The sequence below is a fragment of the Sinomonas sp. ASV322 genome (assembly GCF_030908245.1).
Classification (GTDB): domain Bacteria; phylum Actinomycetota; class Actinomycetes; order Actinomycetales; family Micrococcaceae; genus Sinomonas.
On the sequence record NZ_JAVFJJ010000001.1, the window covers coordinates 195,326 to 220,378 of the forward strand.

General features: G+C 69.9%; 22 protein-coding genes. 18 read left to right on the forward strand and 4 right to left on the reverse strand.

Going from position 1 to position 25,053, the window contains the following annotated elements:
* Positions 1 to 93: 93 nt before the first annotated feature.
* From RBS12_RS00865 to RBS12_RS00880, 4 genes are read left to right on the forward strand one after another with little or no spacing between them, the layout of a single operon-like run.
* Positions 94 to 2,820, forward strand: a complete 2,727-nt coding sequence (locus RBS12_RS00865; protein ID WP_307964164.1) for a GNAT family N-acetyltransferase — start codon at positions 94 to 96, stop codon at positions 2,818 to 2,820.
* Between the two features lie 58 nt (positions 2,821 to 2,878).
* On the forward strand, positions 2,879 to 3,598 hold the full coding sequence (locus tag RBS12_RS00870; protein ID WP_373886461.1) for a DUF5998 family protein: 720 nt from the start codon (positions 2,879 to 2,881) through the stop codon (positions 3,596 to 3,598).
* A 59-nt stretch (positions 3,599 to 3,657) separates the two neighbouring features.
* Entirely contained in the window at positions 3,658 to 4,797 is a 1,140-nt protein-coding gene (locus RBS12_RS00875) for an alkaline phosphatase family protein (protein WP_307964166.1), read from the forward strand.
* Positions 4,790 to 5,455: a thymidine kinase gene (locus RBS12_RS00880; protein ID WP_307964167.1), complete on the forward strand. Its 666-nt coding sequence runs from the start codon at positions 4,790 to 4,792 to the stop codon at positions 5,453 to 5,455. The genes RBS12_RS00875 and RBS12_RS00880 overlap by 8 nt, the downstream gene beginning before the upstream one ends.
* Before the next feature lie 33 nt (positions 5,456 to 5,488).
* Here RBS12_RS00880 and sepH read toward each other — a convergent pair whose 3' ends face one another.
* On the reverse strand, positions 5,489 to 6,844 hold the full coding sequence (sepH, locus tag RBS12_RS00885; RefSeq protein ID WP_307964168.1) for a septation protein SepH: 1,356 nt from the start codon (positions 6,842 to 6,844) through the stop codon (positions 5,489 to 5,491).
* Positions 6,845 to 7,089: 245 nt separating this feature from the next.
* Here sepH and RBS12_RS00890 point away from each other — a divergent pair, with 245 nt between their 5' ends.
* On the forward strand, positions 7,090 to 7,389 hold the full coding sequence (locus RBS12_RS00890) for a DUF4193 domain-containing protein (protein ID WP_043122976.1): 300 nt from the start codon (positions 7,090 to 7,092) through the stop codon (positions 7,387 to 7,389).
* Positions 7,390 to 7,395: 6 nt separating this feature from the next.
* Here RBS12_RS00890 and RBS12_RS00895 read toward each other — a convergent pair whose 3' ends face one another.
* On the reverse strand, positions 7,396 to 7,881 hold the full coding sequence (locus RBS12_RS00895; protein WP_307964169.1) for a DUF3093 domain-containing protein: 486 nt from the start codon (positions 7,879 to 7,881) through the stop codon (positions 7,396 to 7,398).
* Between the two features lie 115 nt (positions 7,882 to 7,996).
* On the opposite strand from RBS12_RS00895, the gene dut reads away from it, so the two are divergent.
* The 4 genes from dut to RBS12_RS00915 all read left to right on the forward strand — a co-directional run bounded on the left by dut (position 7,997) and on the right by RBS12_RS00915 (position 10,372).
* Positions 7,997 to 8,497: a dUTP diphosphatase gene (dut, locus tag RBS12_RS00900; RefSeq protein WP_307964500.1), complete on the forward strand. Its 501-nt coding sequence runs from the start codon at positions 7,997 to 7,999 to the stop codon at positions 8,495 to 8,497.
* Between the two features lie 65 nt (positions 8,498 to 8,562).
* Positions 8,563 to 9,288 carry a DUF3710 domain-containing protein gene (locus RBS12_RS00905; protein WP_307964170.1) on the forward strand — a complete coding sequence of 242 codons (726 nt, stop codon included), beginning with the start codon at positions 8,563 to 8,565 and terminating at the stop codon, positions 9,286 to 9,288.
* Positions 9,281 to 9,598 (forward strand): hypothetical protein, encoded by a 318-nt coding sequence (locus RBS12_RS00910; RefSeq protein ID WP_307964171.1) that lies wholly within the window; start codon positions 9,281 to 9,283, stop codon positions 9,596 to 9,598. The genes RBS12_RS00905 and RBS12_RS00910 overlap by 8 nt, the downstream gene beginning before the upstream one ends.
* Before the next feature lie 21 nt (positions 9,599 to 9,619).
* The gene (locus RBS12_RS00915; RefSeq protein ID WP_307964172.1) at positions 9,620 to 10,372 is read left to right on the forward strand and encodes a DUF3159 domain-containing protein; all 753 of its coding nucleotides are present in this window, start codon (positions 9,620 to 9,622) and stop codon (positions 10,370 to 10,372) included.
* A 24-nt stretch (positions 10,373 to 10,396) separates the two neighbouring features.
* Here the strand turns inward: RBS12_RS00915 and RBS12_RS00920 are convergent, their stop codons facing one another.
* A complete protein-coding gene (locus RBS12_RS00920; protein WP_307964173.1) occupies positions 10,397 to 11,119 on the reverse strand; it encodes a TrkA family potassium uptake protein in 723 nt (240 codons plus the stop codon).
* Positions 11,116 to 11,790: a TrkA family potassium uptake protein gene (locus tag RBS12_RS00925; protein ID WP_307964174.1), complete on the reverse strand. Its 675-nt coding sequence runs from the start codon at positions 11,788 to 11,790 to the stop codon at positions 11,116 to 11,118. The genes RBS12_RS00920 and RBS12_RS00925 overlap by 4 nt, the downstream gene beginning before the upstream one ends.
* Before the next feature lie 149 nt (positions 11,791 to 11,939).
* On the opposite strand from RBS12_RS00925, the gene RBS12_RS00930 reads away from it, so the two are divergent.
* The 9 genes from RBS12_RS00930 (at position 11,940) to RBS12_RS00970 (ending at position 24,948) form a co-directional block, all read left to right on the forward strand.
* Complete coding sequence (locus RBS12_RS00930) at positions 11,940 to 13,913, forward strand: APC family permease (RefSeq protein ID WP_307964175.1); 1,974 nt, start codon at positions 11,940 to 11,942, stop codon at positions 13,911 to 13,913.
* Positions 13,910 to 15,241, forward strand: a complete 1,332-nt coding sequence (locus RBS12_RS00935; protein WP_307964176.1) for a class I SAM-dependent RNA methyltransferase — start codon at positions 13,910 to 13,912, stop codon at positions 15,239 to 15,241. The genes RBS12_RS00930 and RBS12_RS00935 overlap by 4 nt, the downstream gene beginning before the upstream one ends.
* Before the next feature lie 416 nt (positions 15,242 to 15,657).
* Positions 15,658 to 16,371, forward strand: a complete 714-nt coding sequence (locus tag RBS12_RS00940) for a DUF559 domain-containing protein (protein WP_307964177.1) — start codon at positions 15,658 to 15,660, stop codon at positions 16,369 to 16,371.
* A 267-nt stretch (positions 16,372 to 16,638) separates the two neighbouring features.
* Positions 16,639 to 19,506: an aconitate hydratase gene (locus RBS12_RS00945; protein WP_307964178.1), complete on the forward strand. Its 2,868-nt coding sequence runs from the start codon at positions 16,639 to 16,641 to the stop codon at positions 19,504 to 19,506.
* Positions 19,507 to 19,667: 161 nt separating this feature from the next.
* Positions 19,668 to 21,650 carry a 1-deoxy-D-xylulose-5-phosphate synthase gene (gene dxs, locus RBS12_RS00950; RefSeq protein WP_307964179.1) on the forward strand — a complete coding sequence of 661 codons (1,983 nt, stop codon included), beginning with the start codon at positions 19,668 to 19,670 and terminating at the stop codon, positions 21,648 to 21,650.
* Positions 21,647 to 22,264: a DUF402 domain-containing protein gene (locus RBS12_RS00955; RefSeq protein WP_307964180.1), complete on the forward strand. Its 618-nt coding sequence runs from the start codon at positions 21,647 to 21,649 to the stop codon at positions 22,262 to 22,264. The genes dxs and RBS12_RS00955 overlap by 4 nt, the downstream gene beginning before the upstream one ends.
* Positions 22,261 to 22,818, forward strand: coding sequence for a hypothetical protein (locus tag RBS12_RS00960; RefSeq protein WP_307964181.1), 558 nt, complete (start codon positions 22,261 to 22,263; stop codon positions 22,816 to 22,818). Before RBS12_RS00955 ends, RBS12_RS00960 begins: the two co-directional genes overlap by 4 nt.
* A 42-nt stretch (positions 22,819 to 22,860) precedes the next feature.
* Positions 22,861 to 23,838, forward strand: a complete 978-nt coding sequence (locus RBS12_RS00965) for an aldo/keto reductase (RefSeq protein WP_307964182.1) — start codon at positions 22,861 to 22,863, stop codon at positions 23,836 to 23,838.
* 39 nt (positions 23,839 to 23,877) lie between these two features.
* Entirely contained in the window at positions 23,878 to 24,948 is a 1,071-nt protein-coding gene (locus tag RBS12_RS00970) for a nucleoside hydrolase (RefSeq protein WP_307964183.1), read from the forward strand.
* The last annotated feature ends 105 nt before the right edge of the window (positions 24,949 to 25,053 follow it).

Genomic DNA, 25,053 nt, shown 5'->3' on the forward strand with positions numbered 1-25,053 from the left:
TCCCGGACGGGGACGATCGACGTGCCAACGCTTGCTGAATCCTTACAGTTGAGATGACGAGGGGGAGAACGGGGCCTGAACTAGGCTAAGCCTATGGCGGATCAGGGCTCTGTCAGCGCATATCCCCAGCACTGGGAAGCCGATGTCGTGCTCCGGGACGGCGGGACGGCCCATTTGAGGCCTATTCGCCCGAGCGATGCCGAGGCGCTTCAGGCATTCCACCTCGGCCAGTCGGAGAACTCGGTCTACCTGCGCTTCTTCAGCTACAAGGCGCGTCTCACCGACGCCGAGCTCAAGCGCTTCACGGAAGTGGACTACCGCGATCGCGTGGCCCTCGTCATCACCATCGGGGACGAGATCCTCGGCGTGGGCCGCTACGACCGGCTCGACGATCCCGCCGAGGCCGAGGTCGCGTTCAACATCTCCGACCGCCACCAGGGGCGCGGACTCGGCTCGATTCTCCTCGAGCACCTAGCGGCCGCGGCCCGCGAGCGCGGAATCCGCCGCTTCACCGCGGAGGTCCTGCCCGAGAACCGCAAGATGCTCACCGTCTTCGCCGAGGCTGGCTATGCGGTCGAGCGGCATTTCGACGACGGCGTCGTCATGGTCGCGTTCGAGATCGACCCGACCGAGAAGTCCCGTGCCGTCATGGAATCGCGCGAGCATCGTGCCGAGGCCCTCTCGGTGCGGGGCCTCCTCGCTCCCAGGTCGGTCGCGATCGTCGGCGCGAGCCGGCGCTGGGGCTCGATCGGTCAGCAGCTCCTCGCCCATATCGTCGAGGGCGGCTTCCCGGGCGGGGTTGCCGCGGTCAACCGGGAGGCCCTCGAGCTCGGGGGGATGCTCACCTACGCGGGCATTCGGGACGTCCCCGGGCCGGTCGACGTCGCCCTCGTCGCGGTGCCGTACGACGACGTCGCCGAGGTCGTCGCGGAATGCGCCGCCGCGGGGGTCAGGGGAGTCGTCGTCGCCTCCGCGGGCCACGCGGAGGACGGCGAACGCGGCCTCGCACGCCAGCGCGAGCTCGTGCGGGACGCCCGCGCGCGCGGCATGCGCGTCGTCGGTCCGGGCTCGCTCGGCATCGTCAACACGGACCCGGACGTGCGGCTCAACGCGTCCCTCGCCCCCGACATGCCGCGCCGTGGCACGCTCGGCCTGTTCAGCCAGTCCGCCGCGATCGGCATCGCGCTCTATGCGGCGGCCGCGCGCCGCAGGCTCGGCTTCTCGACCATCGTCTCTGCGGGAAACCGCGCGGACGTCTCGGGCAACGACGTCATGCAGTTCTGGGAGGACGACGCCGCGACGAGCGCCGTCGCCCTGTACCTCGAATCCTTCGGCAACCCGCGCAAGTTCTCGCGCATCGCGAGGCGCCTCGCCCGGACCAAGCCCGTCGTCGTCGCGAAGAGCGACGTGCTCGGGGTCCGGCTGCCCCCCGGGCACGCCGTGCGGGCCTCCGAGGCCCCGCCGGGGGCCCTCGATGCGATGCTGCGGCAGGCCGGGGTCATCCGCGTCTCGACGCTCGAGGAGCTCGTCGACGTGGCCCAGGTGCTCCAGGGCCCGTTGCCAGCGGGTCCCCGGGTTGCCGTGGTCGCGAACGCCGTCTCGCTCGGCCGCGTCGTCGCGGACACCTCGGAGTCGCGTGGGCTTGTCGTACGGCTCAACGCGTGGGACGTCGACCTCTCGGGCCCCTCGACCGCGCTTCCCGAGTTCACGGCGCGGGTGCTCGAGATCATGGACAGCGGAGAGGTGGACGCCGTCGTCGTCGCCCTCGTGCCCACGGCGGGCGTCCGGCCGCACGCCGTGGCCGAGGCCCTCGCGGAGTGCGCCGCGTCCCGGTCGAAGCCCGTCGTCGCGGCGTTCACGGGCATCCTCGGCCACCCCGAGGACGCCGAGGGCATGATCCCCGATGACTCCGGCGCGGAGCTGACTCCTGCACGGATTCCCGCCTTCACGAGTGCCGGCGACGCGGTCGCGGCCCTCGGCGCCGTCGTGCGCTACAGCGAATGGCTCGCGCGGGAAGAGGGGACCCAGTTCGAGGCCGAGCACGACGCCGCCGCGGCGGACGCGCTCATCGCGCGGGTGCTCGCCCAGGCCGGAGCCGCGGGCACTGACCTCGTCCGGCTCGAGCCGGACCTTTCGGCGGCCCTCCTCGCGTGCTACGGCATCTCGGTCCTCCCGTCCCGTCCCGTCGTGAGCGCGGAAGAGGCTGTCGCGGCGGCCGACGAGCTCGGCTGGCCGGTCGCTGTCAAGTCCACCGCGGCGAGCCTCCGCCATCGCCTCGATCTCGGGACCGTGCGGCTGGACATCCGCGACGAGGCATCGCTGCGTTCGGCCGTGGGCGTCATGGAGGAGTCGCTCGCCGCGTACGGACCGCTCGCCGAGGCACCGGGCGAGGCGGCGAAGCTCGAGGTCCAGCGGATGGCTCCCCTCGGCGAGGCCTGTGTCGTCCGGGCGATCGAGGATCCGCTGCTCGGCCCGGTTGTCTCGTTCGGGCTCGCGGGGGATGCCGTCGCGCTGCTCGACGACTGGGCGCACCGCGTCCCGCCGCTCACGACGCAGGACGTGGGCGACCTCGTCAGGGCACCGCGCGCCGCGCAGAAGCTCTTCGGCTACGAGGGGCTGCCGGCGCTCGACGTCGCCGCCCTCGAAGGGCTCGTGGGTCGCGTCGCCCTCCTCAAGGACACGCACCCCGAAGTGTCGGTGCTCGAGCTCAGGCCCGTCGTCGTGAGCGAAACGGGACTCACCGTCCTCCACGCCGACGTGTGGCTCGGCAATGCCGCCCACCGCACGGACACCGCCCGCAGGGCGATGTCCGAGCAGTAGGGTAGGCCCGCGCGAGCCCACCATGGCAGAACGCGTGCTCGACGTGGGTTCTGGGACAATGGTGCGCATGAGCCATACGCCGTCCCCCCGCGTGCCCGGACAGGAGACCGCGGCGCCGAGGACCCTGAGCGCCGACCTCGAGCGAACCGGCTTCTACCCGCGGCTCGTCGCCGACGTCGTCGACGACGCCCTCGACGGCGCGCCGACGCTCGCCCACCTCGTGCATCTCGAGACCCACTTCGAGCGCGCCGAGGTCCGTCGCCATGTGACCGTCCTCGCGCTCACGGACGAGCTGCTCGTCATCACCCACGTCGACGAAGCGCCGCTCGAGGCGGACCCGCAGAGCACCACGGCACAGGTCTCGACCGAATCGGTTCCGCTCGCCCAGATTGCGACGGTGGTCTTGAGCTACGTGTTCTCCGAGCCCGCCGCGTACCAGCCGGGGGATCCGGTCCGCGAGGTCACGCTCGCGATCGCGTGGTCTGGCGGCCAGCGGGTCGACATGCTCCCGGCCTCGTGCGGCGACCCGAACTGCGACGCCGACCACGGGTACACAGGGACCATTGCGCAGGAAGACATTGTGCTGAGAATCAGCGCCGAGGCGGACGGGCCGGAGGCGGTCAGCACCGCGAAGCACTTCGCTCGGCTCCTGCGCGCCGCGAACGCGGCGAGCCCGTCGGGTCCGGCAGGAGGCGCGGCGGGCGCCGCGGCCGATTCCCCGCGGCCCAGGCTCGCAGGCTTCGGCGGGCGCGTCCGCGGCCACGGGGGCCGCCAGTGACGGCTGTCGGGCAACCGCTGCCCGAGCCGCCCGCGTATGGTCGCCGCAGCCTTACCGAAGTGCTTCCGAGCTGCGCCGCCGCGCTCGGCCTCCCGGGCTTCGACAATGCTCTCGGCCTGCCCGCGGCCTCTCGGGTCTGCGTCGTCATGGTCGACGGACTCGGCCGCTCGCTTCTCACCCAGCGGGCGGCCCACACGCCATTTCTGCGCGCCAAGCTGCAAGAGGGCCAGGGCGGGATCCCGACGACGCTCGACGCAGCATTTCCCAGCACGACGGCGTCGTCCCTCGCGAGCTTCGGAACGGGACTGCCGCCGGGGCAGCACGGGATGGTCGGCTACGACGTGCTCGCGCCGCACCTCGACCGCGTCGTGAACCAGCTCGGGGGATGGGACCCGGACGTCGATCCGGACCGATGGCAGCCCTTCCCCACCATCTTCGAGCGCATGGCCGGGACCATCCCGGTCGCGACCGTGAGCCTCCCGCAGTTCGAGCGCTCGGCGATGACACGCGCGGCTCTGCGGGGCAGCCGGTTCATCGGGGCCGAAACTCTCCATGCACGCTCGACGGCCGCGGCCCAGACGATGGCCGCGACACCGCGCATGCTCCTCTACTTCTACCTCAACGATCTCGACAAGGCAGGCCATCTCTCGGGCTGTGGGTCGAGGGCCTGGGAGGAGGCCCTCGAGGAAGTCGACTCGTGCGTCCGACGCCTCGACGCCCAGCTTCCCGGCGGGACGCTGGTCCTCGTCACGGGCGATCACGGCATGGTGGATATTCCCGAGCACCGGCGCATCGACTTCGGGGCGGAAGCCGACCTCATCGAAGGGGTGCGGCATACCGCGGGCGAGCCCCGCATGGTCCATCTGCACGTCGAGGATCCCGCGCGCGACGGCGCGGTGCAGCGCGTGATCGACCGCTGGCGCGAGCGCTTCGGCAGCCAGGCCTGGGTCATGACGCGGAAGGAGGCCGTCGAGGCGGGCTTCTTCGGCGACGTGCGCGAGGAGGTCCTGCCGCGCATCGGCGACATCCTGGTCGCCGTCCACGGCGAAATCGCCCTGTACGACGGCCGCCGCGTCCGCCCCACCGCGTTCTCGATGGTGGGCCAGCACGGCTCGCTCACGAAGGCGGAGCGCCTCGTCCCGCTCGTCGTCTTCCGGGCCGGTGGCCCGACGAAGGCGAAGCGGAGGCGGCGTGGCTGAGCTCGTCTTCTTCACGGGAACAATGGACAGCGGGAAATCGACCCTTGCGCTCCAGATGGACTACAACCACCGAGCGGGCGGGCGCCGCGGAGTCCTCTTCACGAAGCACGACCGGGCGGGGGAGGCCGTGATCACGAGCCGGCTCGGGCTGCGGGTCGGCGCGACCGAAGTCACGGGCGGGCTGAGCTTCTGGGACGAGGTCGTGCGGCTGCGCACATCCGGCCACGAGGTCGACTATCTCGTGTGCGACGAGGCCCAGTTCTACGAACCCGCCCAGGTCGACGAGCTCGCGCGGGTCGTGGACGAGCTTGAGGCGGACGTGTACGCGTTCGGGATCCTCACGGACTTCCGCACCGAGCTCTTCCCGGGATCGCGGCGCCTCGTCGAGCTCGCCGACCGCATCGAGGTGCTCCAGGTCGAGACGCTGTGCTGGTGCGGGCGCCGGGCGACCCACAACGCGCGCACCGTGGGCGGCCGCATGGTCCTCGAGGGGGACCAGGTGGTCATCGCGGACGTGAACGCCGCACAGGACGAGGGGAAGGTGGGGGAGGAGGTCGGCTACGAGACGCTGTGCCGCCGGCACCATCGCGAAGGCCGGACGGCTGCGACTGCCAACGTCCTCCGCGAGGAAGAGCAGCTCTTGCCGTTCGGCGACTGACCCGCGCGTCGACGATGGCCGATGCGGACGGCGCTAGTCGCCCTTCGTGCCGAAGACGATTTCGTCCCAGCTGGGGATCGACGAGCGCTTGGGCCGCGACGAACGCCGTTGCGGCTCTGCGGCGGGTTCGTCGGTCGCAGAGGATTCGGCTCCGCCCGATTCCGACGTCTCCGCCGTAGCCGGGGCGCTCGCGGGTGCGGGTGCCTCGTGGTCGCCGTCCGCGGGTTCGGAGTCCCCTCCCGATGCAGGCGGTTCCGCCGCGGCGTCGGTCGAGTCTTCCGGCTCGGACGGCGCGTCCTGCTCGGTGTCGCTCCGCTCCGGACGCAGGGTCGGGGCGGCGGGCAGGATGGTGACTTCCCGGGTCGCCGTCAAGATGCCCGGGGCCAAGCGCAGATGTCCGTCCTCGGACGAACGGCTCGCCTCGTCCTCGCGGGGCAGACGCGGGAAGATCGGGGTGATGCTGTCGCGGACGGGCTCGAGCCGGCGCGGGCGCGGCTCGCCGTCGCGTCCTTCGCGCTCGGACTGGCCCTCGGCCGGTCGGGGATGCGCGGCCGGAATGCCCTGCGTGAGCAGGAGCGCGAGGGCGTCGTCCGCGTTTTCGTCGACCCCGAGGCGCTGGCCCCGACGGGCCCGGAGCATGTCGAGGAGATCGGTTTCTGCGTCGTGCGCATCCTGCTGGGCCGGCTCGGCTTCGACATCGAAGGGACGGTCGACGACGGAGAGGCGCCGCGGCGACGTCGGGCCGTCCAAGGGCTCGAGCTCGCTCAGCTGCTGCGCCCAGCGGTTCGCGTTCGCGACGGTCCGGCGCACGGGATTGAAGGTCCAGGTTGCGGGGGGCTCCTCGCCGATTGACGACGGGGCTCCTTCGGAGAGCTCGAATCGTGCGACGACGGTCCACAGGCCGTCCCGTCGACGCCACGAGTCCCACTCGACCGTGGACGCGTCCACGCCGTGGACGGCGAGCCGATGAGCGACCATGTCGCCAAGATGCGCGGGACCCTCCCCGAATTCGGCGGCAAAGGCGGACTGTGCGGGCGGCGGAGGCCCGACTTCCGCGGCCTGGGCGAGGCGCACCATGTGCTCCCGCTCGGCGAGGACCGGCGTCTCATACCGCTGGACCCTCGCGAGCGGTATCCCGGAGGCTTCGGCGATGCTCTCCGCTGAGGCGCCGGCACGGATCTCGGCTTGGATCTGGCGGGGGGACATGTTCGCGGCGCCGGACGGCGCCGGCCGCTGGGGAGCCGGGCGTGCGATAGCGCGCCGGAGCGCCTCGTCGAGGGGCAGGCGGAATGTCCCGCCCGAGCCGGCGGTCAGCAGAAGGTGCTGGCCGTCGTCGTGCACTCCGACGAGGCGAAGTTCCTGCAGATGATCCTGCGGCTGATCCCGCATCGACGCCTCCAGCGTTGCCTAGTCCTCGACAGAACTTTGCCATCCTCTTCCTCGGATTTCCGGGCAATCGCTCGGTGTGCCGCGACATCGGCACGGTCAATTTCTGTTCCCGAGTGGCGAAACCGGCGCCGATCGGGAACAATCTCCCCGTCACTGGGCACAAAATGGGGGCCGAGTGCGTTAGAGAGTGGACTACGTGGAGTGACCACGTGACGAAGCGATAACCGGAGCGTGAACGAAGAACTATGGCGACCGATTACGATGCGCCGCGCAAGAACGAGGAAGAGCTCAACGAGGATTCGATCGAAGAGCTGAAGACGCGGCGCACGGACAAGCAGTCCGCCTCGGTGGACGAGGACGAGGCCGAGGCCGCAGACAGCTATGAGCTGCCCGGCGCGGATCTGTCCGGCGAGGAGCTGCTCGTGCGAGTCCTGCCCGCGCAGGCGGACGAATTCACGTGCGCATCGTGCTTCCTCGTGCGCCACAGGTCGCAGATCGCCCGTGAGAAGAACGGCCTGTACTACTGCAAGGAATGCGAGGGCTGACGCGCGTCAGCCTTGCGTGACGGCCAGTGCAGCGACGAGCTGCGCTGGCCGTCGCGTTGAGACGAGCCAGTACGGCGTGGGGTCGTCCGGATCGTCGAGCTGGACGCGGACGACGGGCGAGATCCATCCGCGCAGGCACAGGTAGGCCCTGCCGTCGAGCCGTGTGCCGCGCTCGGCGGTGGCTTCGTCGCCCATGAATCCCTCGGCCGAGGCGACGAACTCGCGGGGCAGGACGGCGCGGCCCGCGCGGAACTCCTGCGGGGTCACGACGACGGCGGGCGTCGTCGCGACGAGGATCCCGCACAGCACGACGAAGACGATGGCGGCGCCCGTGAAGCCCGCAGCAACGCTGATCGGCGCGAGCACGAGGACGCACGCGCACGCGATGCCGAAGACGACCACCCACACCCACCACGCGGGCCAGAGCTTCTCACTGAAGACGGCTCCCGCGGATTCTCGGGGCAGGGGTGCGGCGGAGGACGAATCAGACATGGTTCCAGCTTTCCATTACGCGCTCGCAAGCGCCAAAGCGGGCGGACAGGCCCGCGCCAGCCGATACAGTGGATGGGTGACCGCAGCCCAGACGACTGACGACCAGCCCGACGCCATGGCTGACCCGGCCGAGATCGCCCGTTCGGCGGCCCACGACGCGTGGCGGCCGACCCTCGACGTCGAGGTGGTGATGCTCGACGACGGCCTGCCGGCGCCGTCGTACGCTCACCCCGGCGACGCGGGCGCCGACCTGCGCTCGCGCATCGACTTCACCCTCGCTCCGGGGGAGCGCCGCCTCGTCCCGACCGGGGTGAGCATCGCGCTGCCGTTCGGCTACGTCGCCCTCATCCACCCGCGGTCCGGCCTCGCGACGAAGCACGGCCTCACCGTGGTCAACGCGCCGGGCACCGTCGACGCCGGCTACCGCGGCGAAATCGCGGTGACGCTCCTGAACACGGATGTCCGCGAGACACTCAGCCTCCAGCGCGGCGATAGAATTGCACAGATGGTGATCCAGCGCGTCGAGTACGCGCGCTTCGTCCCTGTCGCCGAGCTCTCGGAGTCGGCGCGGGGGACCGGCGGCTTCGGCTCCACCGGGGGATTCTCGGCGCAATAGCGCCTGCACGGACCGGGCCCCGCCCTGCGGGAGCGCCAGGACGGCTGACTGAAGGAGTTGTAGACGTGCTGTTCGGACGTGGCAAGAACGCCAAGCTGACGGCCGAGGACCCCACGGTCCTCGGCGCCCCTCGGCGGCGCCCCGAGCCAGACAAGAGCGGCTATGGCCGGCCTGACAAGGGCCCCTTCGACGCGAGCGAGAAGGACACCGCCGTCGGCTACGTCGATCTCGGTGCCATCCTCATCCGGCCCATCGAGGGCCTCCAGATCCGTCTCGAGGTCGAGGAGGCGACGCGCCGCGTCGTCGCCGTCACGATGGACCTCAACGGCTCGAGCCTTCAGGTCCAGGCCTTTGCGGCTCCGCGCTCTGAGGGACTGTGGGGTGAGATCCGGGCGCAGATCGCGCAGTCGGTCGAGAGCCAGGGCGGCACGGTCGAGGAGGTCGAGGGAAGCTTCGGCGCCGAGCTCATCGCGAAGCTCCCGACGTCGATGGCAGACGGCCGCCGCGGCCACCGCGTCGCACACTTCATGGGGGTCGACGGCCCGCGGTGGTTCCTCCGCGGCGTGATCTCGGGCAACGCCACGACGGATCGCGGAGCGGCGGCGGAACTCGAGGAGCTCTTCCGATCGGTCGTCGTCGACCGCGGCGAGTCGCCGCTCCCGCCCAGCGAGCTCCTGCCCCTGCGGCTCCCGGTCGATCAGGCGCAGGCCGAGGGCGAGGCGTCGGACGCGTCGCCGGATCAAGCTCCGAGCGCGCCGGAACGCGGCCCGGAGATCACGCATCTTGGCTGACGGTCCGACCGCGATCCCGTCGGATTTCTCCCGGCTCCCGGATCGGGGCCGAGTCGCGGGGGAGGGCGTCATCCGCTCGGTGACGTTCGTGCCACCGTCGGAGGCTCCCAGCTTCAGCGCCCTCATCGAATCGAGGAGCGCGCCGCATCCGGGTCGCGGCCCCGCCGTCCGCCTCATCTGGCTCGGCCGTCGGCGTCTTCGCGGGGTCAGTGCCGGCACGCCCCTGCGGTTCTCGGGCATGCTCTCGACGCACCGGGGCGAGCCGACCATCTACAACCCCCGCTACGAGATCCTCGCGAAGGAAGACTAAGAAGGACTAGGAGAGGCAGCCATGGGCCCCGCCGGAGAGCACAAGGAACACGAGGACCGGGAGGCCGGGCGCTCGGGCTTCGCCCGGGAGATCGCGAGCGCATATGCCGCGAAGGCCGGACTGCATCGTCACGAGGACGGTCGCATCGACGTGCTCCGCAGCGCGGGCGGCATCCGCGGCGTCGTCGAAAGCGTGCTCCCGGGGCTCGTCTTCCTCGTCGCGTTCACGGCTCTCAAGGACCTCGTGCTCTCCGCCGTTCTTTCGGTGGCTGTCGCCGCCGTCTTCGTCGTCGCCCGCCTCGCAGGGCGATCGACGCCGACCCAGGCGTTCGCGGGCATCGTCGGCATCGGCGTGTCCGCGGCTCTCGCGCTCTTCACCGGCAAGGCCGAGAACTTCTACGTGTCGGGGTTCGTCACGAACGCGGCCTACATCCTCGTGCTCGCCATCTCGATCGCGGTCCGCTGGCCGCTCATCGGTGTCCTGTTCGGCTTCCTGCGCAACGAGGGCCTCCACTGGCGTGGGGACGCCGTCAGAGCCCGGCAGTACCGGATCGGCACGTGGATCATGGTTGCCGTGCTCGCGCTGCGGCTCGTCGTCGAAGTTCCGCTCTACCTCATGGGCGACGCCGGGCTCGTCGCCCTCGGCGCGATGCGGCTCATCCTCGGGGTGCCCCTCTACGCGCTCGGCCTCTGGCTTGCCTGGCTTGTGACTCGCGTGATCGCGAGCGCGCCGGAGGACGCCGCCCGCGCCGCGGAGGGCGACGCGCGCCCCTAAGGGTCGACCGCCGACGCGGTCGCGTCAGCCGTCGAAGCCGTCGTCCTCGGTCTCGTCGGACACGAGCTCGTCGGATTCCGCATCGCCGGCGCCGGGCGAGAGGAGCACGCGGAGCTCGTCCTCGGCAGCGATCGTCGAGACGAAGAAGAGCTCGTCGCGGTGGTCGATGACGTCGTCGCTGCTCGGCGCGAGAGGTGCCTGATCCCGCAGGATCGCGACAAGGGTCGCGTCCGTGGGCCAGTCGATCTGGCCGACGGTCCGGCCGATGAGGTCGGAGCCGTGCGGCACCGTGAACTCGACGAGTGACGCGACGCCGGTCTGGAGCGTCAGGAGCCGCACGACGTCGCCGATCTCGACCGCCTCCTCGACTAGCGCGGTCATGAGGCGCGGCGTGTTGACCGCGACGTCGACGCCCCACGAGCCATCGAACATCCAGTCGTTCTTGGGATTGTTGACGCGACCCACCGTGCGGCCCACGCCGAACTCGGTCTTGGCCAGAAGGGAGACGACGAGGTTGACCTTGTCGTCGCCCGTCGCGGCGACGACGACGTCGGCGCCGTCGACCTGGGCCTCCTTGAGCGTCGAGAGCTCGCACGCGTCGCCGATGAGCCACTTGGCGCCCCTGAGCCCGCTCCGTCCGATGACTTCGGGCTTCGGGTCGATGAGGAGGACCTCGTGCCGGTGGGCGAGGAGTTCGCGCGCGATGGAGGAGCCCACGCTTCCGGCTCCCGCGATGATGACTTTCACATGCCCTCCTTGGCGGGCGGCGCGGCGAGGATGCGGGCCACCTCGGACGAATCGTCGAGGCGCATCATGACGTGGACCGTGTCGCCCTCCTGATAGCCCGTGCCCGGGCCGGGGATGATCCCCTCGCCGAACCGGGTCAGATACGCGACCCTGACTCGCGCGGCGCTCTCGATCGCCGACACCGGCTGGCCCAGCCACGAGGGGTCGAGGTCCACCTCGGTCAGCACAAGCTGGCCCGACGCGTCGCGGAAATCGCCCGCGATCCCGGCCTCTGGGAGGATGCGGCGCAGCACCTGATCGGCGCTCCAGCGAACCGCGGCGACCGTCGGGATTCCGAGCCGCTGGTAGATCTCGGCGCGGCCCGGGTCGTAGATGCGGGCGACGACATGGGGCACATGGAATGTCTCGCGCGCAACGCGCGTCGCGAGGATGTTGGAGTTGTCTCCGCTCGAGACGGCCGCGAAGGCGTAGGCCCCCTCGATGCCGGCCTGCTTCATCGTGTCGCGGTCGAAGCCGATTCCCGTGACCTTCCGGCCGCCGAACGTCCGGCGCAGGCGGCGGAACGCCCGGTCGTCCTGGTCGATGATGGCCACCGAGTGCCCCGAGTCCTCGAGCGTGTGGGCGAGGGAGACGCCGACGCGCCCGCACCCCATGATCACGTAATGCGCCACGCATGCTCCTTGCTTCCTCAGCCGACATCAAGCCGGCCCGCCTCCGTGCATGGAGGCTCGAGACCCAATCTATCGAATCGGCCGCCGGTCGCGTCGTGTCCCGCGGGCGCAGACTATGACTTGCCGCGCGCAGCGCATACCGTGTCAGAGTGCTGCAGATACTCAACGCGGTCAAACGGGTGCTCGTCGGGCGGCCTTACCGCAACGACCGGATGAGCCACACGCTTCTTCCGAAGCGGATCGCCCTCCCGATCTTCGCCTCGGACGCGCTCTCGTCCGTCGCGTACGCCCCGGATGAGATCCTCCTGACGCTCGCACTCGCGGGCGTGGGTGCTGTGGCCTTCTCGCCGTGGGTCGGGATCGCCGTCATCCTTGTTCTGCTCACGGTGGTCGCGTCGTATCGCCAGAACGTCCACGCCTACCCCTCAGGCGGAGGCGACTACGAGATCGCGACTACCAACCTCGGCCGCGTTGCGGGTCTCACCGTCGCGTCCGCCCTGCTCGTCGACTATGTCCTGACCGTGGCGGTCTCGATCTCGTCTGCCGCGAGCTACCTCACGACCGCGCTCCCGTTCCTGGCCGGCCAGCGGTCGGCGATCGCCGTCATCGGCGTCCTCGTCCTCGCCCTCGTCAATCTGAGAGGCGTCAAGGAAGCCGGCACCGTCTTCGCAGCACCGACCTATGTCTTCATGGCCTCGATCCTCGGCATGACGCTCGTGGGGCTCGTGCAGTTCCTCACGGGCAACCTCAAGCCGGCTGCGAGCGCGGCCTTCGAGATCGTTCCTTCCCCGGATTTCGACCAGGGCCTTGTGGGCCTCGCCGGCGGGTTCCTCCTCCTGCGGGCGTTCTCCTCGGGTGCCGCGGCGCTCACGGGCGTCGAAGCCATCAGCAACGGCGTGCCGAACTTCAGGGCGCCCAAGAGCGAGAACGCGGCGAAGACGCTGCTTCTCCTCGGCGCTGTCGCGGCGAGCATGCTCGCCGGAATCCTGTTCCTCGCGAACACGACCCACGTCCACCTCGTGCAGGATCCCGCCATGGGGCTCCGACAGAACGGGCAGCCGCTTCCGGCCGACTACGTCCAGACCCCGGCCATCGGTCAGATCGCCGACGCCGTCTTCGGCAGCGGGAGCATCGCGTTCTACATCGTCGTCGTGGCGACGGGCGTCATCCTCGTCTTTGCGTCCAACACGGCCTTCAACGGCTTCCCGATCCTCGGGTCGATCCTCGCGCAGGACGGCTATCTCCCGCGCCAGCTCCGGACCCGCGGCGACCGCCTCGCGTTCAGCAACGGGGTACTCGCGCTCGCGGCGGGCGCCCTCGTGCTCATCATCGCCTTCGACGCCGACGTCACCAAGCTCATCCAGCTCTACATCGTCGGCGTCTTCGTTTCCTTCACGTCAAGCCAGTTCGGCATGATCCGGCACTGGACCCGCGAGCTCAAGCGCGTCAAGGACCGTCATGTCCGGCAGCGCATGGTGCGCTCGCGGGTTGTGAACTCGATCGGCTTCGCCATGACCGCGACGGTGCTGGTGATCGTGCTCATTACGAAGTTCGAGCACGGAGCATGGATCGCGATCCTCGCGATGGTCGTCCTGTTCCTCATCATGTGGAGCATCCGCGCGCACTACGACAGGGTCGCGCGCGAGCTCGCGGTCGGCGACGACTCGTCGGCGCGTGCCCTCCCGAGCCGTGTGCACGCCGTCCTCCTCGTCTCCCACGTGCGCAAGCCGGTTCTCCGCGCGCTCGCCTACGCACGCGCGTCCCGCCCCTCGCGGCTCGACGCCGTCACCGTTGATATCAGCCCCGAGGAGACGGCCCAAACGGTCGCCGACTGGGAAAAGCTCGACATCCCGGTGCCGCTCACGGTCCTCGCGAGTCCCTTCCGCGAGACCGTCACGCCACTGCTCGATTACATCGAGAACGTGCGGCGCGAGTCGCCACGCGACCTCATCGTCGTGTATATCCCGGAGTACGTCGTCGGGAAATGGTGGGAGCAGCTCGTCCACAATCAGACGGCACTCCGGATCAAGGCCCGCCTCCACTTCGAGCCCGGCGTCATGGTCGCGAGCGTCCCGTGGCAGCTCAAGTCGTCGGAGCACGCACGGAGGTTCCAGGAGCTATGAACACACTTCTTGACCTGCAGCTTGGGGCCATCGCCCATGGCGGGCACACCGTCGCGCGCCACGAGGGCCGCGTCGTCTTCGTCCGCCATGGCCTTCCGGGCGAAGCCGTCCGGGTACGCCTCACGGAGGCGGAGGAAGGGAAGAAGTTCTGGCGGGCCGACGTCGTCGACGTGATCGAGGCCTCGCCGGCCCGGCGCCCGCACGTGTGGGCCCCGGCGGACGCGCTCGCGGCCTACGCCGAGGGCCGACTCCCCGTCGGAGGGGCCGAGTTCGGGCACATCGACCTCGCGGAGCAGCGCAGGCTCAAAGCCGCTGTCGTGCGCGAGCAGCTCGAGCGCCTGGCTCGCCTCGAGCTCGACGTCGAGGTCGAGGCGGTGCCAAGCGCGTCGCCACGCGCTGGCGCGGCCGACGACGACGGTCTCCGCTGGCGGACACGCTGCAGCTTCGCGGTCGACGACGGCGGGCGGCTCGCGATGCACGCCCATCGCTCGACTGAGACGATCGCGGTGCACGACATGCCGCTCGCGGTCGATGCGATCTCGAAGCTCGGGCTCTGGGACGTGGACCTGACCGGCGTCGAGCGGGTCGAGGTCGCGGCGCCCGCGGCCGGGACGCCGCCGCTCGTCGTCTTCACGCTCGCCGAGGAGCTTCCGTCCGCGCGACTCAAGGAGCTCGTCGAGGCCGTGGATCCGAGCGCGTCCGTGAGCGCCGTCGGGCCTCGCGGGAAGACACCGCTCACCCTCCGCGGCCACGGCTCTGTCGCCGAAGAAGCGGGGGGCTACCACTACACCGTGACGGGTGAAGGGTTCTGGCAGATCCACCGACGAGCGCCCGAAACGCTCATGGGTGCTGTGCTCGACGCCGTCGGTCCCGTTCTGGGCACGGGAGCGGCGGTCGCCGACCTGTACGCCGGCGCGGGGCTGTTCACGGCGCCGCTCGCCGCGGCCGTCGGGCCGTCCGGCTCGGTCCTCTCCGTCGAGGGCTCGCCCGGGACGAGCAGGGACGCGCGCCGGACGTTCAAGCATCAGCGGCATGTCGACGTCGTCCAGGGACGCGTCGAACGGGTCCTGCGGCAGCGCTCGGGCGGGCGCTTCGACGCCGTCGTCCTCGACCCGCCGCGCGCGGGGGCCGGCCGCGAGGTCGTTCGCCAGCTCGTGGACGCCGCTCCCAGGGCCGTCGCGTACGTCGCATGCGACCCAGCGTCGTTCGCGCGAGACCTCGGCTGGTTCCGGGAGGCCGGATGGCGGCTCGAGTGGCTCCGGGCGTTCGATCTGTATCCGCAGACCCACCACGTAGAGACGGTCGCTCTGCTGCGGCCCGGATCCTGAGCCCGCCCGGATCAGGGTGGGGGACGGGGCGGACGGTCGCTCTGCTGCGGCCCGGCGCCTGAGCCCGCCTCGCGCCGCCCGCGGTCCAGTCCGGTTGATTCTCCTCGATCGGTCGAAACGCGGCGTGTCCCGCCAGAGCACGATTCCGAGGGCAGATGAACCGGACTGGAACGCGCGCCTCGACGTGCCGCAATCGCCCTCCCCAGAAGTGGAATGGGCGTGTTGTCCACATGGGCCGGCTTGCGTCCCCACGGCGATGACTGACGTGAACTGCTTGGGGGATGGACCCTCTTAAGCTCTTGCAGTCGCTCGGCGGTGTGGCCCGTGCCAGGACGCTCCTTGACGCCGGCCTCGGGCGGAGCGATCTGGTTTTTCTCTCAAGCCATGTTGCGAGACCGAAGCGAGGTGTCTACGCGATGCCTGACTGCCGCAGCGATTACCTCGCGGCGATCATGCACAACGGAGTAGTCAGCTGCGCGTCGGCTGCGCGTGACTACGGGCTCTGGATTCGCAGCGCTCCTCGGCAGGTCCATCTCGGGTGTCCTCACGGATACCTGCGCGGGACTTCGGGCCCCGCGACCCCGTTGTTCCACCGAGGCCTTCGATACCCCGCTCACCACACGCTCCCCTTGGCGGCCGTCGAGGACGTCGTGTTTCACGCCCTTCGCTGCCTCCCAGCCAACGTGGCCGTTCCGCTTGTTGCATCGGCCGTCAGGGTGCACGGCCTCCGGATTGAGCTCCTCGAGGAGGACCTCTTGGCGCGCAAATCTGGCCGGGTCCTCACAACGCTCCGACTCGTCGATCCTCGAGTCGAATCGCTGCCGGAGGCTGAGGCCCTCCTCCTCCTCTTGGAGATCGCGCGCGAATTAGGTGTGGACGTGGAACCCCAGGCATTCGTTCCGGGCGTCGGTCGGGTCGACTTCCTCATCGCCGGGTTCCTCATTATTGAGATCGACGGGTTGGCCTATCACAGCGACCGGGCGTCGGCGCGGCGCGACCGCGGGCGGAACAATGCGGCGACCTTGTATGGCTACCGCTGCCTCCGATACGTACCGGAGACCGTGTGGAACGAGCCCGAGCGGATCGTTGCCGAGATTCGGGCGGCGCTGACGGGGCGCGTCATGCGGTGAGGGTGAGGCGGACCCCCATTCCAGTCCGGTTGATTCTCCTCGATCAGTTGAATAGGCGGCGTGTCGGGCGGGACGCGTCCTGGTGGCCTGAAGAACCGGACTGGAACGCATGTGACGGTCGCTCTGCCCAGGCCCGGCGCGCGGAACTAGGATGGGCGGTGGCGCCGGGAGCCAGTGCGCGGCGGGCGCAAGCTAGCTTAGGCTCACCTAACTAGCAACGGCCCTTCCGCGCGGCAAAGATGGCAGTGTTGCGAGAGGAGTGGTGCATTGAGCACTGTGGACAGCTTCGGATCCAAGGGCGTACTGAACGTCGGTGGCACCGATTACGAAATATTCCGACTGAGCGCCGTGGAGGGGTCGGAATCCCTCCCGTTCAGCCTCAAGGTTCTGCTCGAGAACCTTCTCCGCACCGAGGACGGTGCCAACATCACGGCGGACCATGTGCGTGCCCTCGCCGGGTGGGACCCGAGCGCGCAGCCCAACACGGAGATCCAGTTCACGCCGGCGCGCGTCATCATGCAGGACTTCACAGGCGTCCCCTGTGTCGTGGACCTTGCGACGATGCGCGAGGCGATCAAGGACCTCGGCGGCGACCCGGAGCGCGTCAACCCGCTCGCGCCGGCCGAGCTCGTCATCGACCACTCCGTCCAGATCGACGTCTTCGGCAACGCCGGCGCGATCGAGCGGAATATGGAGATCGAGTACCAGCGCAACGGCGAGCGGTACCAGTTCCTGCGGTGGGGCCAGACGGCGTTCGAGGACTTCAAGGTCGTCCCCCCGGGCATGGGCATCGTCCACCAGGTCAACATCGAGTACCTCGCGCGCACCATCATGACCCGCGAGGTCGAGACTCCGGAGGGCACGGTCCTCCGCGCGTACCCCGACACGCTCGTCGGCACCGACTCCCACACGACGATGGTCAACGGCCTCGGCGTCCTCGGCTGGGGCGTGGGCGGCATCGAGGCCGAGGCTGCGATGCTCGGCCAGCCCGTCTCGATGCTCATCCCGCGTGTCGTGGGCTTCAAGCTCTCGGGCTCGATCCCGGCCGGCGCGACCGCGACCGACGTCGTCCTCACGATCACCGAGATGCTGCGCAAGCACGGCGTGGTCGGCAAGTTCGTCGAGTTCTACGGCGAGGGCGTCGCGGCGGTCCCCCTCGCGAACCGCGCGACGATCGGCAACATGAGCCCCGAGTTCGGCTCGACCGCTGCGATCTTCCCGATCGACCAGGTCACGCTCGACTACCTGCGCCTCACGGGCCGTTCCGAAGAGAACCTCGCCCTCGTCGAGGCGTACACCAAGGAGCAGGGACTCTGGCACGACGCGGCCCACGAGCCGCGGTTCTCCGAGTACCTCGAGCTCGACCTCTCGACCGTCGTCCCGTCGATCTCCGGGCCGAAGCGCCCGCAGGACCGCATCGAGCTCTCCGACGCGAAGGAGCAGTTCCGCAAGGACCTCCACAACTACGTCGAGATCGGCGACGGCCATGTCGAGGACGGCACGGTCGACGAGACGCTCGACGAGTCCTTCCCGGCCTCGGACGCGCCGACGACGACCGAGGCGGACAGCCACGTCCACGAGACGGCGCGGCTCTCCAACCCGCTCGAGTCCGCCGCGAGTGGGGCATTCGGGCGCGCGTCCAAGCCGACCCACGTCAAGATGGCCGACGGCCGCGAGTTCGAGCTCGACCACGGTGCCGTGACCATCTCCTCGATCACGTCGTGCACGAACACGTCGAACCCGTCCGTCATGCTCGCAGCCGCGATCCTTGCGCGCAACGCGGTCGAGAAGGGCCTCGCGTCCAAGCCGTGGGTCAAGACGTCCGTCGCCCCGGGTTCGAAGGTCGTCACGGACTACTACGAGAAGTCGGGCCTCGTGCCCTACCTCGAGAAGCTCGGCTTCTACACGGTCGGCTACGGCTGCACCACGTGCATCGGCAACTCCGGTCCGCTCGAGACGGAGATCTCCGAGGCCGTCCAGGCCAACGACCTCTCGGTCACGTCGGTCCTTTCCGGCAACCGCAACTTCGAGGGCCGCATCAACCCGGACGTGAAGATGAACTACCTCGCGTCCCCGCCGCTCGTCATCGCCTACGCCCTCGCCGGCACGATGGACTTCGACTTCGACACGGAGCCGCTCGGCCAGGACCAGAACGGCAGCGACGTGTTCCTCAAGGACATCTGGCCGAACCCGACCGAGGTTCAGCAGGTCATGGACGCATCGATCGACCAGGACATGTTCACGAAGTCCTACGCGACGATCTTCGACGGCGACGAGCGCTGGCAGTCCCTCCCGACGCCGACTGGCTCGACGTTCGAGTGGAGCGACGACTCCACGTACGTCCGCAAGCCCCCGTACTTCGAGGGCATGAAGGCGCAGCCGGACGCCGTCTCCGACATCGAGGGCGCGCGCGTGCTGCTCAAGCTCGGCGACTCCGTCACGACCGACCACATCTCCCCGGCCGGCTCGTTCAAGTCGGAGACCCCCGCGGGCCAGTACCTGCTCGCCCACGGCGTCGAGCGCAAGGACTTCAACTCCTACGGCTCGCGCCGCGGCAACCACGAGGTCATGATCCGTGGCACGTTCGCGAACATCCGCATCAAGAACCAGCTTCTGGCCGATTTCAACTCCGGTGCCGGAGTTGAGGGCGGCTTCACGAAGGACTTCTCACAGGACGGCGCGCCGCAGGCCTACGTCTACGACGCCGCGATGAACTACCAGAAGGCCGGCACGCCGCTCGTGGTCCTCGCGGGCAAGGAGTACGGCTCCGGCTCCTCCCGCGACTGGGCCGCGAAGGGCACCGCGCTCCTGGGCGTCAAGGCCGTCGTCGCCGAGAGCTACGAGCGCATCCACCGCTCGAACCTCATCGGCATGGGCGTCCTTCCCTTGCAGTTCCCCGCCGGCGAGTCGGCCGCGACGATCGGCCTCACGGGCAACGAGGTGTTCTCCTTCGAGGGCATCACGCAGCTCAACGAGGGCACGACGCCGTCGACCGTCACGGTGACCGCGACGGCGGAGGACGGCAGCGCGAAGTCCTTCGACGCCGTCGTCCGCATCGACACCCCCGGCGAGGCGGACTACTACCGCAACGGCGGCATCCTCCAGTACGTCCTGCGCCAGATCTCGGCGAAGTGACGTATCACGCTGACGTAGCCAATCGCTGAGCAGGTCGCGCGAGGGCCCCCACCGCAACGGTGGGGGCCCTCGCCCGTTCGGCCCGATTCCGGGCGGATTCCGGGGCCTGCGAGGCCCAGGCGCTAGAGTGGGTTGAGCACGATTCGAGCAAGGAGCCGCCGTTGGGCATTCTGGAGAGCATTCGGGGACCGAAGGACCTCGACCGACTCACCTCCCACGAGCTGACGGATCTGGCCGAAGAGATCCGCCGGTTCCTTATCCGCAACGTCGCCCAGACCGGGGGGCATCTCGGCCCGAATCTCGGGGTCGTGGAGCTCACGCTCGCAATCCACCGCGTCTTCGACTCGCCGCGCGACAGCGTCGTCTTCGACACGGGACATCAGTCGTACGTGCACAAGCTCCTCACGGGGCGCCAGGACTTCTCAACCCTTCGGCAGCAGGGCGGTCTCTCGGGGTACCCTTCGCGGGCCGAGAGCGAGCACGACATCGTCGAGTCTTCGCACGCGTCGTCGTCCCTCTCCTGGGCGGACGGCATCTCGAAGGCCCGCAAGCTCACGGGCCAGGGCGACCGCTACGTCGTCGCCGTCGTGGGGGACGGCGCGCTCACTGGCGGCATGGCCTGGGAGGCCCTCAACAACATCGCGGCAGACAAGGACCGCCGCGTCGTCATCGTGGTCAACGACAATGGGCGGTCCTACGCGCCGACCGTCGGCGGCTTCGCCGATTACCTTGCGTCGCTGCGGCCGGCGATCGACGCCGTGCGCACGGCTGCCGCGTACGAGGGCACGCTCGAATTCTGGAAGAAGCGTCTCCAGGAGGGCGGGCCCGTGGGCCGCTTCGCGTACAAGAGCCTTCACGCCGCGAAGAAGGGCGTCAAGGACTGGTGGGCGCCGCAGGGCATGTTCGAGGACCTTGGGCTCAAGTACCTCGGCCCCGTCGATGGACACGATGAGAGGGCCCTCGAGAACGCCCTCACGACGGCGAAGAATTTCGCGGGGCCCGTGATCGTCCACGCGATCACCGAGAAGGGCCGCGGCTACGCCCCGGCCCGGGCCGATGAGGCGGACCAGTTCCACGCCGTCGGCATCATCGACCCGGACACGGGCCAGCCCGTCTCGGCGAGCGGGGCCGCCTCGTGGACGAGCGTCTTCGCCGACGAGATCGCGGCCATCGCCGACGAGCGGCCTGACGTCGTCGGCATCACCGGGGCGATGCTCATTCCAGTCGGCCTGCACAAGTTTGCCGAGCGTCACCCGGAGAGGGTCTTCGACGTCGGCATTGCCGAGCAGCACGCGATCACGAGTGCCGCCGGAATGGCGTTCGGCGGTCTGCATCCCGTCGTCGCCGTGTACTCGACGTTCCTCAACCGCGCGTACGACCAGCTGCTCATGGACGTCGCGCTCCACAAGGCGGGAGTCACGATCGTGCTCGACCGCGCCGGGGTCACGGGACCCGACGGCGCGAGCCACCACGGCCAGTGGGACATGGCGCTCGTCCAGAGCGTCCCGGGCCTGCACCTCGCGGCGCCGCGCGACGCGACGCGGCTCCGCGAGGAGCTGCGCGAGGCGGTCGCGATCTCCGACGCCCCGAGCGTCGTGCGCTTCTCGAAGGGGACAGTCGGCCCCGAGACGCAGGCGATCGAGCGCCTCGCCGACGGCGTCGACGTGCTTCGCCGCATGGGCACCGGGGGACCGGGGCAGCCCGGACCCGACGTCCTCCTCGTCGCCGTGGGCGCCATGAGCGATCTCGCGCTCGATGTCGCGGAGCGGCTCGATCACCAGGGCATCAGCTCGACGGTCGTCGACCCCCGCTGGGTCCTCCCGGTCCCGAAGAGCGTCATCCGGCTCGCGGCCGAGCACCGCATTGTCGTATGCCTTGAGGACGGGGTGCGCGCGGGCGGCGTCGGCTCGCGGATCCGGCAGGAGATGCGTGCGGCAGGCGTCGACACCGCGCTCAACGAGGTGGGCCTCCCGGCCGAGTTCCTCGACCACGGGACCCGAACGGAAGTCCTCGCGCGCGTGGGGCTCACGGGCCAGCAGATCACGCACGACATCGTCGCCCAGGTGCTCGGCACCAAGGTTCCGTTCGCGCGCCCGCTCCCGGGACAGACCGCGCCGCGGACCGGAAGCCTCCCGCAGCTGTGAGCTCTGGAGCGAAGCCCGACTCGGCGGCCTGGCTCGACGGTGACCTCCCGCGCCAAGGAGAGCTCGTCGTCGCCCGCAACCGCAAGTGGGACGGGAGCGCCCATTGGGTCGTTCCGGGGTTCCACCTCGGCGAGGACGAGCACGGCGCATGGATCTACCAGGGGCGCGGGGAGTTCATCTCGCGGCCCGGCGTCGCCCTCCACACCCTTGCCGATGCGGTCCTGCTGGTGCCCCGGGAGGGGAAGTACGCCGCGACCTTCTACGACGACGAGAATCCGGGCGAGTTCCGCATCTATGTCGACCTCGCGTGGGACCTCGCGTGGCGTCGGATCAGGGCGGCGTCGGCCGGCCGCAGGGGTGCCGTCGAGTTCCACATGATCGACATGGACCTTGACGTGATCCGCTCCGCGACGCGCGGCGTGTTCGTGGATGACGAGGACGAGTTCGAGGAGCACGCCGCGAGCATGGCGTACCCCGAGTGGCTCGTAGGCGCCGTGCGCGACGAGTGCGCGCGGCTGTACGAGGCCGTTCGGAATGGAACAGGGCCCTTCGGAGGCGCGGCCGACGCATGGCTCGCCCGGGGCCGGCAGCATACAAGAGAGGACCGTTCATGAGCTTCCTGCGCTTCTACCGTCGCCGCGGCGACGGCACACTCGAATTCCGGGAGGCATGGCACGACGCCGAAGCGGCGCAGTTCGTCGTCAACCACGGCACCGTGGGCCACGTCTCGACGTCCAAGTCCACGGACGACGTCGACGCTGCCGCCGGCGAGGCGCTGCTCGGCGCCTTTGCTGCCCAGTGCGGCGAGGACGGGTACGCGGAGATCCCGGAGTCGGAGCTGCACCGCGTCGTCGCCCAGTTCTCGCTCAAGACCCAGGACGGGACGGAGCGCGACAGGTTCCTCGAGCGTCAGGCCGTCGGCGCCCTCGCGGCCTACCTCGCGTGGCGGGGCCTCGGCACGGTCGATGGCAGCTCGCTCGGATCAGGCAAGCTCACGATCTTCACGCGATGCGTCGAGCCGAACAAGGCCGTCGCGGCGGTCAAGACGTGCCTGCGCGAGGCGACGAGCGATTTCACGAAGCTCTCGATCGCCGTCGCCGGCCCCGACGAGCCCGAGGCATTCAAGCTCAAGCACGCGCCCGCGGGCGTCCGCAGCTTCTCACTCTGACCGGGGCGCGCGGGCCCCAGCGGGCCCGAGTAGGCTGGCGCTATGACTGACTACCGCCGCCTCGGCCGCTCCGGCCTGACCGTCTCGACCGTTGGCCTCGGGTGCAACAACTTGGGCCGCGCCAACACCCCCACCGAATCGCAGGAGGGGACCGACGCCGTCGTCCACGCCGCGATCGAGGCCGGCATCACGCTCTTCGACGTCGCCGACGTGTATGGGAAGACGCCCGGCCTGAGCGAGGAGATGCTCGGCCGTGCGCTCAAGGGCCGTCGTGACGACGTCATCGTCGCGACGAAGTTCGGCATGGACATGCACGGCGCCAACGGGAAGGACTTCGGTGCGCGCGGCTCGCGGCGGTATATCCAGCAAGCCGTCGAGGCGTCCCTGCGCCGCCTCGGAACCGACTGGATCGACCTGTACCAGTTCCACACGCCGGACCCCGAGACGCCGATCGAGGAGACGCTCTCGGCCCTCGACGACCTCGTGCGCGAGGGCAAGGTGCGATACATCGGGCACTCGAATCGCGCGGGGTGGCAGATCGCCGAGGCCGAGTTCGTTGCGCGCATGGGCGGCTACACGCCATTCATCTCGAGCCAGAACCACTACAACCTCCTCGACCGTCGCGCCGAGCTCGAGGTGACGGAGGCGGCCGAGGCGTACGGCCTCGGCGTCCTGCCCTACTTCCCACTCGCGAATGGGCTCCTCACCGGAAAGTACTCGCGCGGAATCGCGCCAGAGGGTTCGCGGCTCTCGCACTCGAGGACCAACCTCGTCCACGACGCCGACTGGGACCAGCTCGACCGATTCTCGGCCTTCGCGGAGGAGCGGGGTCTCACCGAGCTCCAGGTCGCGTTCTCGTGGCTCGCGGCCCAGCCGTCGGTCGCGAGCGTCATCGCCGGCGCGACGCGGCCCGAACAGATCCGCGAGAACGCCGAGGCCGCGTCGTGGCAGCCGAGTGCGGAGGACCTCGCCGAACTCGACGAGATCTTCCCGCGCACGCCCAAGGTCGCGCTGTTCTGAGCCGGCGCCAGCCAGCCTGCTCCTTTCGGGGCGAACCCTATGCATGACGCCTCACGCCCCGTCCCGCACGAGCCGAGCCGAGATCCCGTGGCCATCCTCCTCGACTGCGACACCGGCATCGACGACGCGCTCGCGCTCATCTACCTATGCAGCCAGCCGCACGTCGAGCTCGTGGCGGTCACGAGCACGCCCGGCAACGTGGACGCCGCGCAGGCGGCGCGCAACAACCTCGCGCTCCTCGAGCTGTGCGGCCGTCCCGACGTGCCCGTGGTCATCGGCGCGAGCTCGCCCCTGCGCGTCCCGCTCGTGACGACGCCCGAGACCCACGGACCGCAGGGGATCGGCTACGCCGAGCTCCCGCCCGCGCGTCGCACGCTGGACGCACGGGACGCCGTCGAGCTCTGGGTCGAGGCCGCCCGGGCACGCCCGGGGGAGCTCACCGCGCTCCTCACAGCGCCGCTCACGAACTTCGCGTTGGCGTTGCGCGCCGAGCCGCGGCTCCCAGAGCTCCTCAGGCGAACCGTCATCATGGGCGGCTCGTACTACTACCAGGGGAACACGACCCCGACGGCCGAGTGGAACGCCCACGTGGATCCGCATGCGGCGGCTGAGGTCTTCGCGGCGTTCGCGGGCCAGCCCGAGGAGCGGCTCCCGACGGTGTGCGCGCTCGAGACCACTGAGCGGATTGAGCTGCGCCCCGAACACGTCGCGGCGCTCGCCGAGGCCGCCGGGTGCGCCGACCCCGAGCTCGTGCTTCCAGAGCAGCCCGAGGGGCTGCGGAGCCGCGCCTCGAACGGGCTCGTGCGGCACGTGAGTGACATGCTGCGGTTCTACTTCGAGTTCCATCGCGGCTACGACCAGGGCTACGTCGCGCACGTGCACGACTACTTCGCCGCGAGCGTCGCGGCCGGGACGGCTTACTGCGCGACGCGGACCGCAAGCGTGCACGTCGAGACCGAAGCCCCGCGGCTCATGGGGACCACGGTTGCGGACTACCGTGGGCTGTGGGGAGAGCCGCCGAACGCCCGGATCGTGAGCGACAACCGGCCGGACGAGTCGTTCGCCGAGTTCGTCCGTTCGGTCGGGGCGCTCGCGCGAACGCTCGGCTAGACTCGCAACCGGGCCCCCGCGAGGGACCTCCGCCGAGGTGACATGAGGCGGAACCCCAGTCCATCCGCAGCATCGAAGGCCGCCATCGAGGGCCTTCCCATCATC

What these genes read in the sequence shown, in the direction of transcription:
- RBS12_RS00970 (WP_307964183.1), top strand. Translation starts at nt 23,878, where the DNA reads ATGCATGACGCCTCACGCCCCGTCCCGCACGAGCCGAGCCGAGATCCC.
- RBS12_RS00935 (WP_307964176.1), top strand. Translation starts at nt 13,910, where the DNA reads ATGAACACACTTCTTGACCTGCAGCTTGGGGCCATCGCCCATGGCGGG.
- RBS12_RS00865 (WP_307964164.1), top strand. Translation starts at nt 94, where the DNA reads ATGGCGGATCAGGGCTCTGTCAGCGCATATCCCCAGCACTGGGAAGCC.
- sepH (WP_307964168.1), bottom strand. Translation starts at nt 6,844, where the DNA reads ATGCGGGATCAGCCGCAGGATCATCTGCAGGAACTTCGCCTCGTCGGA.
- RBS12_RS00870 (WP_373886461.1), top strand. Translation starts at nt 2,879, where the DNA reads ATGGTGCGCATGAGCCATACGCCGTCCCCCCGCGTGCCCGGACAGGAG.
- RBS12_RS00890 (WP_043122976.1), top strand. Translation starts at nt 7,090, where the DNA reads ATGGCGACCGATTACGATGCGCCGCGCAAGAACGAGGAAGAGCTCAAC.
- RBS12_RS00895 (WP_307964169.1), bottom strand. Translation starts at nt 7,881, where the DNA reads ATGTCTGATTCGTCCTCCGCCGCACCCCTGCCCCGAGAATCCGCGGGA.
- RBS12_RS00960 (WP_307964181.1), top strand. Translation starts at nt 22,261, where the DNA reads ATGAGCTTCCTGCGCTTCTACCGTCGCCGCGGCGACGGCACACTCGAA.
- RBS12_RS00915 (WP_307964172.1), top strand. Translation starts at nt 9,620, where the DNA reads ATGGGCCCCGCCGGAGAGCACAAGGAACACGAGGACCGGGAGGCCGGG.
- RBS12_RS00940 (WP_307964177.1), top strand. Translation starts at nt 15,658, where the DNA reads ATGCCTGACTGCCGCAGCGATTACCTCGCGGCGATCATGCACAACGGA.
- RBS12_RS00965 (WP_307964182.1), top strand. Translation starts at nt 22,861, where the DNA reads ATGACTGACTACCGCCGCCTCGGCCGCTCCGGCCTGACCGTCTCGACC.
- dut (WP_307964500.1), top strand. Translation starts at nt 7,997, where the DNA reads ATGGCTGACCCGGCCGAGATCGCCCGTTCGGCGGCCCACGACGCGTGG.